The 15018-nt window shown below is 73.9% G+C and carries 16 protein-coding genes and 1 pseudogene; 10 read left to right on the top strand and 7 right to left on the bottom strand.

Annotation, left to right across the window (positions count from 1 at the left end; translation table 11 throughout):
• Nucleotides 1-95 (bottom strand): annotated as a pseudogene (locus tag AOK18_RS35215) (TetR/AcrR family transcriptional regulator); the annotation flags it as partial.
• Nucleotides 96-264: 169 nt separating this feature from the next.
• Between AOK18_RS35215 and AOK18_RS03685 the strand changes: the two are divergent.
• Entirely contained in the window at nt 265-1494 is a 1230-nt protein-coding gene (locus tag AOK18_RS03685; RefSeq protein WP_055574450.1) for an acyl-CoA dehydrogenase family protein, read from the top strand.
• Nucleotides 1495-1658: 164 nt separating this feature from the next.
• Nucleotides 1659-2321, top strand: coding sequence for a thiaminase II/PqqC family protein (locus AOK18_RS03690; protein ID WP_055693323.1), 663 nt, complete (start codon nt 1659-1661; stop codon nt 2319-2321).
• Between the two features lie 32 nt (nt 2322-2353).
• On the opposite strand, the gene AOK18_RS03695 is transcribed toward AOK18_RS03690, so the two are convergent.
• The 5 genes from AOK18_RS03695 to AOK18_RS03715 form a co-directional block, all read right to left on the bottom strand.
• Nucleotides 2354-2590, bottom strand: a complete 237-nt coding sequence (locus AOK18_RS03695) for a DUF6213 family protein (protein ID WP_055574449.1) — start codon at nt 2588-2590, stop codon at nt 2354-2356.
• A 25-nt stretch (nt 2591-2615) separates the two neighbouring features.
• Complete coding sequence (locus AOK18_RS03700; protein WP_055693315.1) at nt 2616-4001, bottom strand: NADP-dependent succinic semialdehyde dehydrogenase; 1386 nt, start codon at nt 3999-4001, stop codon at nt 2616-2618.
• Nucleotides 4002-4078: 77 nt separating this feature from the next.
• Nucleotides 4079-4543 carry an NUDIX hydrolase gene (locus tag AOK18_RS03705; protein WP_055693316.1) on the bottom strand — a complete coding sequence of 155 codons (465 nt, stop codon included), beginning with the start codon at nt 4541-4543 and terminating at the stop codon, nt 4079-4081.
• Nucleotides 4540-6078 carry an ATP-dependent DNA ligase gene (locus AOK18_RS03710; RefSeq protein WP_055693317.1) on the bottom strand — a complete coding sequence of 513 codons (1539 nt, stop codon included), beginning with the start codon at nt 6076-6078 and terminating at the stop codon, nt 4540-4542. Before AOK18_RS03710 ends, AOK18_RS03705 begins: the two co-directional genes overlap by 4 nt.
• 59 nt (nt 6079-6137) lie before the next feature.
• A complete protein-coding gene (locus AOK18_RS03715; protein WP_079104830.1) occupies nt 6138-7166 on the bottom strand; it encodes an NAD(P)/FAD-dependent oxidoreductase in 1029 nt (342 codons plus the stop codon).
• Between the two features lie 77 nt (nt 7167-7243).
• Here AOK18_RS03715 and AOK18_RS03720 point away from each other — a divergent pair, with 77 nt between their 5' ends.
• The 6 genes from AOK18_RS03720 to AOK18_RS03745 all read left to right on the top strand — a co-directional run bounded on the left by AOK18_RS03720 (nt 7244) and on the right by AOK18_RS03745 (nt 12624).
• On the top strand, nt 7244-7816 hold the full coding sequence (locus AOK18_RS03720) for a helix-turn-helix domain-containing protein (RefSeq protein WP_055574445.1): 573 nt from the start codon (nt 7244-7246) through the stop codon (nt 7814-7816).
• A gap of 136 nt (nt 7817-7952) precedes the next feature.
• Nucleotides 7953-8930, top strand: coding sequence for an NADPH:quinone oxidoreductase family protein (locus tag AOK18_RS03725; RefSeq protein ID WP_055693318.1), 978 nt, complete (start codon nt 7953-7955; stop codon nt 8928-8930).
• Nucleotides 8927-10111, top strand: coding sequence for an acyl-CoA dehydrogenase family protein (locus tag AOK18_RS03730; protein ID WP_055693319.1), 1185 nt, complete (start codon nt 8927-8929; stop codon nt 10109-10111). The genes AOK18_RS03725 and AOK18_RS03730 overlap by 4 nt, the downstream gene beginning before the upstream one ends.
• Nucleotides 10108-11259, top strand: coding sequence for an acyl-CoA dehydrogenase family protein (locus AOK18_RS03735; RefSeq protein ID WP_055693320.1), 1152 nt, complete (start codon nt 10108-10110; stop codon nt 11257-11259). The genes AOK18_RS03730 and AOK18_RS03735 overlap by 4 nt, the downstream gene beginning before the upstream one ends.
• A 179-nt stretch (nt 11260-11438) precedes the next feature.
• Complete coding sequence (locus AOK18_RS03740; RefSeq protein WP_055693321.1) at nt 11439-12302, top strand: phosphatidylinositol-specific phospholipase C/glycerophosphodiester phosphodiesterase family protein; 864 nt, start codon at nt 11439-11441, stop codon at nt 12300-12302.
• Nucleotides 12303-12429: 127 nt separating this feature from the next.
• Nucleotides 12430-12624, top strand: a complete 195-nt coding sequence (locus AOK18_RS03745; RefSeq protein WP_055573466.1) for a hypothetical protein — start codon at nt 12430-12432, stop codon at nt 12622-12624.
• 62 nt (nt 12625-12686) lie between these two features.
• Here AOK18_RS03745 and AOK18_RS03750 read toward each other — a convergent pair whose 3' ends face one another.
• Nucleotides 12687-13085: a luciferase domain-containing protein gene (locus tag AOK18_RS03750; RefSeq protein ID WP_055693322.1), complete on the bottom strand. Its 399-nt coding sequence runs from the start codon at nt 13083-13085 to the stop codon at nt 12687-12689.
• Between the two features lie 408 nt (nt 13086-13493).
• Here AOK18_RS03750 and AOK18_RS03755 point away from each other — a divergent pair, with 408 nt between their 5' ends.
• Together AOK18_RS03755 and AOK18_RS03760 are read left to right on the top strand one after the other, a co-directional pair.
• On the top strand, nt 13494-14078 hold the full coding sequence (locus tag AOK18_RS03755) for a TerD family protein (RefSeq protein ID WP_055573468.1): 585 nt from the start codon (nt 13494-13496) through the stop codon (nt 14076-14078).
• A gap of 37 nt (nt 14079-14115) precedes the next feature.
• The coding region (locus AOK18_RS03760; RefSeq protein WP_240503039.1) for a hypothetical protein at nt 14116-15018 on the top strand (903 nt) is incomplete at its 3' end.

Below are 15018 nucleotides of genomic sequence, written 5' to 3' on the forward strand. Positions count from 1 at the left end.
CCGTCGCGCAGCACCACCCGGTCGGCGGCCTCCAGCAGCTCGCGCCGGCGGCGGTCGGCGGACCGCTGCTGATCGGTCCGCTGTGTGGTGTCCATGATCTCTCCCCACCCCTGCTGATTCGGTGACGCCTGCGCAAACTAACACTGACGGTGTGACCAGCGGCGAACGGGATGAGGGGCGCGGGGGAGTTGACTTTCCCTACCAGTCGGTAACAGACTCATGTTACCGCAAGTAACATGCATGTGCGTCGCCGCTGGAGGGGACATGGCCGAGTTCACCATGGAGCTCAACGAGGAACAGAAGGAAGTCCGGGAGTGGCTCCACGGCTTCGCCACCGAGGTGATCCGCCCCGCGGCCGCCGAGTGGGACGAGCGCGAGGAGACCCCCTGGCCGGTCATCCAGGAGGCCGCCAAGGTCGGCATCTACTCGCTCGACTTCTACGCCCAGCAGTACTTCGACGCCACCGGCCTCGGCATCCCCATGGCCATGGAGGAGCTGTTCTGGGGCGACGCCGGCATCGCCCTGTCGATCGTCGGCACCGGCCTCGCCGCCGTCGGCGTCCTCGCCAACGGCACCGAGGAGCAGATCGGCACCTGGATCCCCCAGATGTACGGCGACGTCAACGACGTCAAGGTCGCCGCCTTCTGCTCCTCCGAACCCGACGCCGGCTCCGACGTCGCCTCCATGCGGACGCGTGCCGTGTACGACGAGGCCAAGGACGAGTGGGTGATCAACGGCACCAAGACCTGGGCGACCAACGGCGGCATCGCCAACGTCCACGTCGTCGTCGCGGTCGTCGACCCGGAGCTCGGCTCCAAGGGGCACGCCTCGTTCATCATCCCGCCGGGCACCCCCGGCTGTTCCCAGGGCCAGAAGTTCAAGAAGCACGGCATCCGCGCCTCGCACACCGCCGAGGTGATCCTGGACGACGTCCGGGTGCCCGGTTCCTGCCTGCTCGGCGGCAAGGAGAAGCTCGACGAGCGCCTCGCCCGCGCCCGGGAGCGCGCCAGGCAGCAGGGGGGCGAGCGCGTCAAGAACGCCGCGATGGCCACCTTCGAGGCCTCCCGCCCGGCGGTCGGCGCCATGGCGGTCGGCACCGCCCGTGCCGCCTACGAGGTCGCCCTGGAGTACGCGCAGACCCGCGAGCAGTTCGGCCGCCCGATCATCGACAACCAGGGCGTCGCCTTCCAGCTGGCCGACATGCGCACCCAGATCGACGCCGCCCGCCTCCTGGTGTGGCGCGCCTCCTGGATGGCCGTCAACGGCAAGCCGTTCACGGCGGCCGAGGGCTCGATGTCCAAGCTGTACGCCAGCGAGACCGCCAAGCAGGTCACCGCCCAGGCGATACAGATCCTCGGCGGCAACGGCTACACACGCGAGTACCCGGTGGAGCGCATGCACCGCGACGCCGCCATCTACACCATCTTCGAGGGCACGAGCGAGATCCAGCGCCTGGTCATCGCCCGCACCCTGTCCGGCATGCCCATCCGCTAGGGGCCGAGGGCGAGGGCCGGTCCGGCGGGTGGCCCACGCCGGACCACCCGCCCCGGCCGCGTCACCGGCCCCTGCGCGGATGACGCGCTCCCGGTTCCCGGGGGACCATGGTGGGGAAGCCGGCCGCCCCACGGAACCGGCCGACCGACGCGACGGAGGCCGCGATGACGCGCACGGCCCGGGAACTGCTGGAGACGATCACGCGGGAACTGGCCCCGGACCCCCGGTCCAACCCGCTCGTACCGCTGATCGCCCGCGGCGAGGCCGACCGGGACACCCTGGCCGCGCTCGCCCTGGAACAGAGCTGGGTGATCCCCGCCGACCGCCGCGCGTTCCGGCACCTGGCGGACCGCTCCACGGACCAGCCGCGGGCCGCCGCGTACTTCACCGCCCTGGCCGAGGGCGAGGAGCCGGCGGCGCGGCGGCTGGAGGCCTTCGCCGCGGCCTGCGGCGTGGACCGGGAGCGCGCGGCGTCGTACACCCCCCTGCCGGGCTGCCAGGCCTACCCCGCCTACGTCGCCTGGCTGGCCCTCAACGCGGCACCGGCGGACGCCGTCCTCGCCGTGTCCGCCAACTTCTCCGCCTGGGGCGGCTACTGCGCCACCATCGCCGAGGCGCTGCGCACCCACTACGGCTTCACCGCCGAGGCCCGCGCGTTCTTCGACCTCTTCGCCGAACCGTCTCCCGGCCCGGACCGGGCGGCGGCGGAAGCGGTCCAGGACGGCCTGGACACGGGGCGCCTGGACGAGGGCCTGGCGCGGGGCTACGGCCACCTGCTGCAGAGCTACGAGTCGCTGTTCTGGAGGACGCTGCTCCGTCCGGTCTGAGCCCGCGGCCGGCGGACCGCCGCCCGGGACGCCTAGGCCCTGGTCCCGCTGCTGTGGGCGATGCACGCCACGTCGATCCGGTCGGCCAGCTTCGCCAGTTCGATGGTGAGCGCGGCGACCGTGTCCTCGTCGAGCCGGTCGTCGCCGGACTCCACGAGATGCAGCCACCGCCCGCCCATCGTGCGCAGCAATTTGCTCACGTCCGCCGCGGAGACCTGCAAGGTACCGCGGTGGTCGACGATCAGAGGCAGAGTCACTTCGCGGTTCACAGACCGGATCGTAGCCGCGGGAGTGTCACGCGCCGTGCCAAACCGTGGTGATGTTGCAGAACTCGCGGATTCCGTGCCCGGACAGCTCACGCCCGTACCCGGACCGCTTGACCCCGCCGAACGGGAGCGCCGGATGGGACGCCGTCATCCCGTTCACGAAGACGCCGCCCGCCTCCAGGTCCCGGACGAAGCGGCCGATCTCGGCCTCGTCCCGCGTCCAGACGTTGGAACTCAGGCCGAACGGGGAGTCGTTGGCGATCAGCACCGCCTCGTCCAGGTCCGCCGCCCGGTACAGCGTGGCGACCGGGCCGAAGGCCTCCTCCCGGTGGATGCGCATGTCGCGGGTGATCCCGGCCAGGACGGTCGGCGGGTAGTACCAGCCGGGGCCGTCGGGGAGTTCGCCGCCGCACAGCACGCGCGCCCCGGACCGTACGGCGTCGTCGACCAGCTCCGTCAGGTCCTTGCGGCCCTGCTCACTGGCGAGCGGACCGACGTCCGTGTCCTCGTCCATGGGATCGCCGCTCGTCAGGGCCCGCATGCCCCGGGTGAAACGTTCGGCGAACGCGTCGTAGACGTCCGTGTGCACGATGAACCGCTTGGCGGCGATGCAGGACTGCCCGGTGTTCTGCACCCGCGCGGTGACCGCGACCTCGGCGGCCCGGTCCAGGTCGGCGGAGGGCATGACGACGAACGGGTCGCTCCCGCCCAGCTCCAGCACCGTCTTCTTGATCATCTCCCCGGCGGTGGCGGCCACCGCGCGTCCCGCGGGCTCACTGCCGGTGAGGGTGGCCGCCCTGACCCGCTCGTCCCGCAGGACGTCGTCGACGGCGGCGGAGCCGATGAGCAGGGTCTGGAAGCAGCCCTCGGGGAAGCCCGCCCGGTGGAACAGGTCCTCCAGGTACAGGGCGGTCTGCGGCACGTTCGAGGCGTGCTTGAGCAGGCCCACGTTGCCGGCCATCAGCGCGGGCGCGGCGAACCGCACGACCTGCCACAGCGGGAAGTTCCACGGCATGACGGCGAGCACCGGGCCGAGGGGCCGGTAACGCACCAGGACCCGGGAGGCGCCGGAGTCCTTCACGTCGGACGGGTCGGGCTCCTCGTCGGCGAGCAGGTCCGCGGCGTGGTCGGCGTACCAGCGCATCGCCCTGGCGCACTTGGCGGCCTCCGCGCGGGCCTGCCCGATGGGCTTGCCCATCTCGGTGGTCATCACCTCGGCGACGCGGTCCCGGTCCTCCTCGAGGAGGTCGGCCGCCCGGTGCAGCAGGCGGGCGCGCTCCTCGAAGGACGTCGTCCGGTACGTGCGGAACGTGGCCTCCGCGAGCTGGAGCCGGCGCTCGGTCTCCTCCTCGCCCATGGCCTCGTAGGTCCTGAGCGTCTCGCCGGTCGCCGGATTCACCGTTGCGATGGGCATGGCTGGCCTCCCTGGGGACGGGGCGTGCATGTCGACCCTCCCGCGCGACGGTGGGCGTCGCAACGCGGAAGGGCTCCTCAGGGCGAGTGCTCCGCCAAGCGGTCGAGAAACACCGCCTGGGCGGAGACGACCAGCTCCCGCGCCCGGGCCACCGGGAACCACTCCACCCGGTCCAGCTCCGGGAACTCCCGCGTCCGCCCCGACCTCGGCGGCCACTCCATCCGGAAGGTGCCCGGCACCACGTCCGCCGGGTCGAGGTCGCCCTCGACGGCCCAGGCCGTGACGGTCTTGCCGCCCGACTGCCGGACCTCGCCGAGCGGCACGGCCTCCCCGTCGGGCGGCGGCAGGCCCAGCTCCTCCTCGAACTCCCGGCGCGCCGCGTCCCAGGCCGTCTCACCGGCGTCGTACTCGCCCTTCGGCACGGTCCACGCGCCCGCGTCCCGTCGGGCGAAGAACGGACCGCCCATATGGCCGAGCAACACCTCCAGTCCGTGCTCGGCGTGCCGGAACACCAGCAGGCCGGCGCTCCGGGCACCCGTCACGGCCGTACCTCCGGGTGCGCGGCGAGCAGGGTCTCCACGGTGTCCGCCTCGTCCGGGCGCTTGTCCTCGCGGTAGCGGACCAGCCGGGCGAAGCGCAGGGTGACGCCGGCCGGGTAGCGGGTGGAGCGCTGGAGGCCGTCGTAGGCGATCTCCACGACGAGTTCCGGGCGCACGGTGACGACGTACCCGCTCTCGTCGACCGCCAGCTCGCGCAGCCGCTCGGTCTGCCAGGCCAGCACGGCGTCGGTCATCCCCTTGAAGGTCTTGCCGAGCATGGCGAAACCGCCGTCGGCGGTGCGGGCGCCCAGGTGCAGGTTGGAGAGCCTGCCGGTGCGGCGGCCGCTGCCCCACTCGGCCGCCAGCACCACCAGGTCGAGGGTGTGCACGGGCTTGACCTTCAGCCAGGACGCGCCGCGCCGCCCGGCGCTGTACGGGGCGTCGAGGCCCTTGACCACGACGCCCTCGTGCCCGCGCCGCAGGGTCTCGGCGAGGAAGTCCTCCGCCGCGTCCAGGTCGTCCGGGCCCGACACCACCGTGCGCCGCACCCGCATCGGCTCCGGCACCAGCCGGGCCAGCTCCGCGTGCCGCTCGGCGAACGGAAGGTCCAGCAGGTCGCGGCCGTCGACGGACAGGGCGTCGAAGAAGACGGGCGAGACGGGCACCTTCCGGGCGGCCGCGGCCACGTCCGTCCGGGAGCCGACCCGTCCGGCGGTCTCCTGGAACGAGCGGGGGCGCCCCTCCTCGTCGAAGGAGACGACCTCGCCGTCCAGGATGAACCGCTCGCCCCGCAACGCCCGCGCGGCGGCCGTCACTTCGGGCAGCCGGTCGGTGATGTCGTCCAGGGTGCGGGTGTGCACGCGCACCGTGTCGCCGTCGCGGTGCACCTGGACGCGGATGCCGTCCAGTTTCTCCTCGACCGCCGCCGCCCCCAGTTTCTCCACCGCCCCGGCGACCGAGGGGGCACTGTGCGCGAGCATCGGCAGGACGGGGTGCCCCACCGTGAGACGGAACCGCTCCAGGGCGCCGGGGCCGTCCGCCAGCAGCGCGCCGGCCACGGCCTGCAGCGAGCCCGCCAGCATCACCGCCCGCCGCACCTCCGCCGGCGGTGCCCCGGTCGCCCGCGCCAGCCCCTCCGCGGCGACCGCGTCCAGGGCTCCCTGCCGGATCTCGCCGCTGAGCAGGCCCAGCAGGAACCGCTGCTCGTCCTCGGTCGCCGCGCCCAGCAGCTCCTCGAGCAGCAGGGTCCGCCCGGCCTGCGAACCGGGGCCGGACACCTCGGCGAGCCGGCCGATCAGGGTGTCGACGGCGCGGACGGTCAGGGTCGCCCGTTCCGCCGGGGCGACCGGCCGGCTCAGCGTCTTCCAGCCCACCCCGATCCGGCCCTGCGGCAGCCGGCCCGCCAGATAGGGGATGACGACGGGGACGTCGTCCGCCTCCGCGTCCCGGAACAGCTCGGCGAGCAGAGCGATCTTCCGGGACCGCGCCGAGGTGGCGGCGATCTCCTGCGACACACGGGCCAGTCGGGACAGCAGCATGCAGTCATGGTGCTCCGGGGTCCGGCGTTCCACACCCGGGCCACCGGAACGGCCGCGGGTCACCCGGCCGTCGCGGCGTCCAGGTCCGTCATCAGCAGGTCCCCGACGACCGCGGCCGCCGCCCGGTAGCCCCCGCTGGCCGCGTGGACGACCTGTTCGGCGAAACCGACCGCGTTGCCCGCCGCCCAGACGCCCGGCACCGAGGTCAGGCCCGTCGGGTCCACGACCGGGTACGCGCCGAACGGGGTCTCGGACAGCTCGGCGCCGAGCCGTTCCAGCAGGCCCGTCCGCGGCACGGGGCGCGGCCCGACGTACAGCACGGAGCGGGCGTGGACGGAGCCGTCGGCGAGGCGGACGCCGGTGAGCCGGTCGTCCTCGACCACCAGCCCGGCGACCTCGCCGGACACCACGCCGACACCGGCCGCGGCCAGCCGGCGCAGGTCCTGGCCGGACAGCTCCTCCTCGGCGACCGTGTGCAGGAAGAAGGTGACGTCCTTGGACCACCGGGACACCATCAGCGCCTGGTGCGCACTCATGGCGCTGGAGGCGAGCACCCCGAACGGCTGGTCGCGGACCTCCCAGCCGTGGCAGAACGGGCAGTGCAGCACGTCCCGTCCGAACCGTTCGGCGACCCCGGGGACGGCGGGCAGTTCGTCCTCCAGCCCGGTGGCGACGATCAGCCGCCGCGCGCGGACGGTCCGGCCGCCGTCCAGCAGCACGGTGAACCCGGTGTCACCGGTGCCGGTGCCGGCGGCCGTGCCGTCCCGGGTCACGTCCGTCACCCGGCCCGCGAGCAGTTCGACACCGTAACCCGCGATCTCCTCGCGGCCGGCGGCCAGGAACGCGGCCGGTGACATCCCGTCCCGCGACAGGTAGCCCTGCAGGTGGGACGAGGGCGCGTTGCGCGGCTCGCCCGCGTCGACGACCAAGGTCCGCAGCCGGGCCCGGCCGAGCACCAGCGCGGCGGACAGTCCGGCCGCGCCGCCTCCGACCACCACCACGTCACAGCCGGCGCCGGTACCGGCGCCGGGCGCCCCCGCGGTTCCGTGCGCGCGTCCGTCACGGGTCCTCCCGCTCTTCTCGGTCATGGTGACCACCTCCACGCCGACCGTCGCCCGAGCACCCCCGGATTGACAAATGCCTTTGCCGATCCTGCAATGTCCGTATGACGACCGACGACGTTCTCGCGGATGTGGGCCCCCGGCTGAGGCGGATCAGGAAGGAGCGGGAGGTGACTCTCGCGGGGCTGTCCGAGGCGACCGGCATCTCCGTGAGCACCCTCTCGCGGCTGGAGTCCGGGCTGCGCAAACCCAGTCTCGAACTGCTGCTGCCGATCGCGCAGGCCCACCAGGTGCCGCTGGACGAACTGGTGGGTGCGCCGCCGGTCGGCGATCCGCGCATCCGCGCCAAGCCGTTCCAGCACTGCGGCCGCACCCACTGGCCGCTCACCCGCCAGCCCGGCGGACTCCAGGCGTACAAGGTGCTCGAACCGCAGCGCACGTTCGAACCGGAGCCCCGCACGCACGAGGGCTACGAGTGGCTGTACGTGCTGTCCGGCAAGCTGCGGCTGGTCCTGGGCGAGCACGACGTGGTGCTGACGGCGGGGGAGGCGGCGGAGTTCGACACGCGCGTGCCGCACGCCTTCGGGTCGACGGGGGAGGGGCCGGTGGAGTTCCTCAGCCTGTTCGGCCCGCAGGGGGAGCGGATGCACGTACGGGCACGCCCCAAGCGGTCCTGAGGGGCGGGGCCGCCCCGGCGGAGGGGGCGCGGAAGGCCGGGACGCACGAGACGGTTCCCTGAAGGCAAGCGACCGCTTAGTATGCGGTGGACCCGGTCGGTCGAACCCGACGTTCACAGTCCCGTGGAGGCCCCGCATGCAGGCATGGCAGGTGCACGAGATCGGCGAGCCGGGCGAGGTGATGAGCCTCGCGGACGTGGAGCGGCCGACACCCGGCGAGGGCCAGGTCCTGCTGAAGGTGCGCGCCGCGAACATCAACTTCCCGGACGCGCTGATGTGCCGGGGCCAGTACCAGGTCAGGCCGCCGCTGCCGTTCACCCCCGGCGTGGAGATCTGCGGCGAGACCGAGGACGGGCGCCGGGTGCTCGCCAACCCCGCGCTGCCGCACGGCGGCTTCGCCGAGTACGCCGTCGCGGACGCCGCCGGACTGCGCTCCGCCCCGGACGCGCTGGACGACGCCGAGGCCGCCGCTCTGCACATCGGCTACCAGACCGGCTGGTTCGGACTGCACCGCCGGGCCCGCCTGGAGGCCGGCGAGACGCTGCTCGTGCACGCCGCCGCGGGAGGGGTCGGCAGCGCGGCCGTGCAGCTCGGCAAGGCCGCCGGCGCCACCGTCATCGGCGTGGTCGGCGGCGGGGCGAAGGCCGCCGTCGCCCGCGAGCTGGGCTGCGACGTGGTGATCGACCGCCGTGAGCAGGACGTCGTCGCCGCGGTGAAGGAGGCCACCGGCGGGCGGGGCGCCGACGTGATCTACGACCCGGTCGGCGGAGAGGCCTACGCCCAGTCCGCGAAGACCGTGGCCTTCGAGGGCCGGATCGTGGTCGTCGGCTTCGCGAGCGGGACCATCCCCAGCCCGGCGCTGAACCATGCCCTGGTGAAGAACTACTCGGTCCTCGGCCTGCACTGGGGCCTCTACAACACCAGGAACCCGAAGCTGGTCCAGCACTGCCACGAGCAGCTCCTGGAACTGGCCGCCCGGGGCACCGTCAAGCCGCTGGTCAGCGAGCGCGTGCCGCTGTCCGGCGCCGCCGGCGCCGTGCAGCGGGTCGCGGACGGCGTCACCACCGGACGCGTCGCCGTGCTGCCCGCGGCGGAGAACGGAGCCGTCGCATGACCGACGCAGCCGAACTGAGGCGGCGCACCCAGGAGCTGCTGGCCGCGCGACCGCCCGCCACCACCGACCGCCTCGACTTCCTGCGGGCCCGCTTCGACGCGGGACTCGCCTGGGTGCACTACCCCGAGGGGCTCGGCGGCCTCGGCGCCCCGCGGTCCCTCCAGGCCGTCGTGGACGCCGAGCTGGAGGCTGCCGGGGCGCCCGACAACGACCCGCGGCGCATCGGCATCGGCCTGGGCATGGCCGCGCCGACGATCCTCCAGTACGGCACGGAGGAGCAGCGGCGGCGCTTCCTGCGGCCGCTGTGGACCGGCGAGGAGGTCTGGTGCCAGCTGTTCAGCGAGCCGGGCGCCGGATCCGACCTGGCCGCCCTGGGCACCCGGGCGGTCCGCGCGGACGGGGACGGCTGGGTGGTCGACGGGCAGAAGGTGTGGACCTCCAGCGCCCACCTCGCCCGCTGGGCCATCCTCATCGCCCGCACCGACCCGGACGTGCCCAAGCACCGGGGCATCACCTACTTCGTCTGCGACATGACCGACCCCGGCGTCGAGGTGCGGCCGCTGCGCCAGATCACCGGCGAGGCCGAGTTCAACGAGGTCTTCCTCACCGGGGTCCGCATCCCCGACTCCCACCGGCTCGGTGAGGTCGGCGACGGCTGGCGGGTCGCGCAGACCACCCTCAACAACGAGCGCGTGGCCATCGGCGGCATGCGGCTGCCCCGTGAGGGCGGCATGATCGGCCCGGTCGCGAGGACCTGGCGCGAACGTCCCGAACTGCGCACCCACGACCTGCACCAGCGCCTGCTCGGACTCTGGGTGGAGGCCGAGGTCGCCCGGCTCACCGGCGAACGCCTGCGCCAGCAGCTCGTCGCGGGCCAGCCGGGACCGGAGGGCGCCGGGATGAAGCTGGGCTTCGCCCGCCTCAACCAGCAGATCAGCGGCCTGGAGGTGGAACTCCTCGGGGCCGAGGGCCTGTTGTACGACGACTGGACCATGCGGCGCCCCGAACTGGTCGACTTCACCGGCCGCGAGGCCGGCTACCGCTACCTCCGCTCCAAGGGCAACAGCATCGAGGGCGGGACCAGCGAGGTCCTGCTGAACATCGTCGCCGAACGCGTCCTGGGCCTCCCGGCCGAGCCGCGTACCGACAAGGACGTCGCCTGGAAGGACCTGGCCCGATGAGCACGACGAGCCCGACGCACGCCGGCCCGGCGGGTCCGGTGGACGCCCAGCCCGACCTCCTCTACTCGGAGGAGGAAGAGGCGCTGCGCGCCGCCGTCCGGGACCTGCTCACCGACCACTGCGACGCGGCCCGGGTGATCTCCCGCACCGAGACGGACGCCCCGCACGACCTGTCGCTGTGGAAGGCGCTCGCCGACGGCATGGGCCTCGCCGGGCTGCTGGTGCCCGAGGACCGCGGCGGCCAGGGCGCCACGCACCGCGAGGCCGCGGTCGTCCTCGAGGAGCTGGGGCGGGCCGTCGCCCCCGTGCCCTATCTGACCAGCGCCGTCGTGGCCACCGAGGCGCTGCTGGCCTGCGCCGGCGGGAGCGAGGTGCTCGCCTCCCTGGCGTCCGCGCGCCGGATCGGCGCCCTCGCCGTCCCCCTGCACACCGCCCCGGACGGGTCCTTCCCCACCGCCCGCGCGGCGGGCGGCGTCCTGCACGGCGAGCTGGCCGGCATCGCGGACGCGGCCGCGGCCGACGTGCTGCTCGTCCCGGCGGACGACGGCGGGCTGTACGCCGTCGAGGCGGACGCCGCCGGCGTCACCGTCACCGGGCAGACGTCCCTGGACCTGACCCGCCCCCTCGCCCGCGTCGCCCTGGAGGGTGCCGCGGGACACCGGGTGGGCGACGCCGGACCCGCCGTGCGGCGGGCCCTGCGCGCGGGCGCCGGACTGCTCGCCTCGGAGCAGCTCGGCCTGGCCGACTGGTCGTTGACGGAGACCGTCCGCCACCTGAAGGACCGCAGGCAGTTCAATCGGCCGGTGGGCGGTTTCCAGGCACTCAAGCACCGGCTCGCCCAGCTGTGGCTCGAGGTCGTCGGCCTCCGCGCGGCGGCCCGCAACGCGGCGGATGCGCTGGCCGCCGGCACGGCGGCCGGGGACGACGCCGATGCGGCCGTCGCCGTCGCCGTCGCGCAGGCCTACGCGGGCCGGGTCGCCGTCCACGCCGCCGAGGAGGCCCTGCAACTGCACGGCGGCATCGGGATGACCTGGGAGCACCCGGTCCACCTGTACCTGAAGCGGGCCAAGGCCGACTCGATCGCCTACGGCACGGCGGGCGCCCACCGTGAGGCACTGGCCGGACTCGTCGACCTCCGGGCGCCCTGACGCCCGGTCATCCGCCCTTCGCGCCGCCGATCCACCGGGTCCCGGTCCCCGTGTCCGGCCGTGCCGTGAGGTGAACGCGCGACGGCGGATCGGACAACTCGCCTCACCGCACCCCTCCCCGGGCACGCGGGGACCTCATACTCCAGAGGTCCCCGTACACCGTTCCAGGGAGGCGGAGCATGGCCCTCACCACCCGTCGCAGAGCCCTCACCACCCTCGGCACCGCCCTCGCGGCCCCGTTCGCCCTGCCGGCCACCCGGGCGATGGCCGGCGAACACGGCCAGCGGCCACGGCCGTTGTGGCGCGCCCACGCCCACAACGACTACGAGCACCCACGTCCCCTCCTCGACGCCCTCGACCACCGCTTCGGCAGCGTCGAGGCCGACGTCCACCTCGTGGGCGACCAGCTCCTCGTCGCCCACGACCCCGAGGACCTCGACCCGTCCCGCACCCTCGAGTCCCTCTACCTCGACCCGCTCGCCGCCCGCGTGCGGGCCCATCACGGGTCGGTGTACCGGGGGCACCGCACGCCGCTCCAGCTGCTCGTCGACCTCAAGACCGAGGGCGCGTCCACCTACCTCGAACTCCACCGCCGTCTCCGGCGGTACCGGCACCTGTTCACCACCTGCGCGGGCGGCCGGGTGCTGCCCGGTCCGGTCACCGCCGTGGTCTCCGGCGACCGTGCGGCCCGCGCCCCCATGGAGGCCCAGCGGGTGCGGCACGCCTTCTACGACGGCCGCGCGGCCGACCTCGGCGGCCCGGCCCGCTCCTCGCTGATCCCGCTGATCAGCGACAACTGGTCGCTCCACTTCACCTGGCGGGGCGTCGGCGCGTTCCCCGCCGCCGAGCGGCGGAAGCTGCGCGACCTCGTGCGCGCCGCGCACGGACGCGGCCAGGCGGTGCGGTTCTGGGCCACCCCCGACCTGCCGGGCCCCGCCCGGGACGCGCTGTGGGGCGAACTGGTCGCCGCGGACGTCGACCACCTCAACACCGACGACCTCGCGGGGCTGCGGGCCTTCCTCGACGCATACCGCCCGCGGTAGGCCACGGACACCACACGTCCCAGGACACCACACGTTCGGAGGACGGCTCAGTCGCCCGGACGAACCCTCCGCTGCGCCACACTTGCGGCCGAACGCCGCGCAGCGGACGCGGCGGAGGAGGTTGACGATGGCCGTTTCCATCTCTGTAGTGCTGCTGCTCGCGATCCTGGCGGTGCTCTTCCTGCGCAACGGCGGACTGAAGCCCTCCCACGGGATCGTCTGCCTGCTGCTCGGGTTCTGCCTGGCGAGCTCGGGCGTCGCCCCCGCCATCCACAGCGGCCTGACGGCGACCGCGGACATCGTCGGCGGTCTGCGGCCGTGAGGGGGCCGCGGGCCGCCGCCGGAGGTTCCCGATCCGGCCGGGGCCCGCGGCCGGGCGCCCTCTCAGTGTTCGGCCACCGGGTCGCGCGGCAGCACCGTGACCCGGTGGAAGTTGCACCCGGAGACCGCCGGTGCGGACGAGGGGGGAGGGGCGGTCTGGTGGGCCTTGAGGGCGACGCTCACCAGGGTCAGCAGCAGATCGATGTCGGTGGCGCAGTCCAGGTGCACCGTCACCCAGTGCGACCCCGGGACCAGTTGGATCGCGGTCGAGGCGCTCAGGTCGTAGCGGAAGCGCTGGATGGCGCGACGGGTCAGGCGCAGGTCGACGTCCCGTCCCGTGTGGAAGTGGACGACCTCGTCGCGGACGAAACGGAGGGCCTGTCCGGTACCGCACCCCGCCTTGCAGACGGTGAGATCGGGCCAGGCCCGAAGTCGCTCCATGGCTTGCTGCGCCGGTGTCATGGCCCCATAGTGACCTGCTCACCGTGCGGCAACCAGGGGTTGGGCGTTTCGTGATCGATCGGTGAGGCGACGCGCTCACCCCTGCGCCACCCCGCCATGACGGACGGTCACCTCGCGGCCGTGCGCGCAGACTCCGCCCCGCGCGCGAGGGGGACGGCCGGCGCCCGGCGGGGACGGAGGCGGCCGGCGGCGACGTCCCCGGTGACGTCGTGCGCGAGGCGGACCGGACCAACGCTCCGGCCCGTTCCCGGCCGTGCGGGACCCGGGGAGCGGCCGGTGCGGGGCGTCGGCGGGAGGCCTGCCGGCGGGAGGCCCCGCCCTCCCCCTCGGGGCCGGTGGCAGGGGGCGGACAGGGCATCGGGCACACTTTGCGTGTCGTAGTCCGTCTTGACGAAGGATGACCCACTCATGATCACACTCACGAAGGAAGACGGCCCGGCAGACCTGGACGGAGTGACCCACCTGTCCATCGGAGCCTCCTGGGACCCGACCGCCGGCAGCAGCGGCGGGGTGCTGGGCAAGCTGCGCCGCAAGACCGGCACGGACCTCGATCTGATCGCCATAGCCATGCAGGGCGGGGACCCGGTACGCCTCGCGGGCCTCGACTCGCTCGACCCGCTGGGCAACGGCTCGCTGGTCCACAGCGGGGACAACCAGACGGGGCACGGTGACGGGGACGACGAGACGGTGACCGTCGAGTTCGCCCGGATCCCGTCCAACATCACGTCGATCGTGTTCATCGCCGCCGCCTACAAGAAGGGCAGCGCCTTCCAGAAGGCGCGCAACATCAGCTTCAAGGTCTACGACGCCACCGGGGGCAGCACCCAGCAGGTCGCCGACATCTGGCCGAGCATGCTCACCCAGGACAACTGCTGCGCCGTGGCCAAGGCGGTCCGCGTCGGAGGCGGCTGGAAGCTCGAGGTGATCAACGTGACGGGCAAGGTCAAGCAGGGCGACGAGCACGCCCTGATGCGGTTCGCCGTCAGCAAGTGACGGGGACGGCCGGCCGGACGGACAGGGGGGAGGGGCCGTGGTGGGCCAGGTGCTCTACGGCGAGCGGTCGAGGAACCCGCTGGCACGGACCGTGGAACTGACCGGGGACCGGCTGCGCAGGGGCGGCAGGACCACGCCGTTGGACGAGCTGAACCTCGGTGCCATGGCGGAGGCGTTCCACCGCGGGTCCTGGCTCGGAGGCGGCGGGACGGAACGCCCCCTGGAGTGGCTCCCGGAGGGGGCGGGGATCGTGCCGGTGACGCGTGTCACCGGCACGACCGTGCCGTGGAAGGTGCGACAGGCCTCGCGGTTCGCCCGTGCGCTCGGTGAACTGGCGGTCCGGCGGTGCGGTGGCCCCGGCCAGGTGACCGCTCTGGCGGCCCGCGCCCGCGCCGAGGGGGTTCCGCTGTGGATCGCGCGGCGGTTCGCGCAGGGCCCCGCCGGGCCGGTCACCGTCACCGTGGACCGGCGGCTGGCGCGCGTGGACGCGTGGGGGCCGGGCGCTCCCGCGGTGCGGATCAGGGCCCCGCGCGGGTTTCGCCCCGACGGTCCCGAACCCGGCAAGGGTCTTCGGCTGACCGTCGGCGACGTCGCCGCGGAGCTGGTTCTCCGCGAGGAACCGCGCAGGTCGAGGAGTTCCGTGGAAGCGCGGCTGCCCGACCGGCACTGGGTGCTGTCGAGGAAGGACGCGGAGAGCTCGTGGCTCCTGCGCGACGAACGGCGCGTCGCCCTCCTGACGAGGCCCTCGCGGTGGCCGCGGCAGGACACGGTGCTGCTGCCGCTGGCCCCCGTGCGGTACGAGAGCCCCGACCCGCTGGACGCGGTCATGGCCCAGGTCTTCGCCGTCGCCTTCGGGCTCGGGAACACGACCGGTTCGGCCCGGTTCCGGGCGGAGCGCCGGCCGGCGGACGCGGACGGGCCGGACGCGGACGGGCCGGAC

Origin of the sequence: Streptomyces prasinopilosus (genome assembly GCF_001419695.1) — a bacterium.
In the GTDB taxonomy this organism is placed as follows: domain Bacteria; phylum Actinomycetota; class Actinomycetes; order Streptomycetales; family Streptomycetaceae; genus Streptomyces; species Streptomyces prasinopilosus.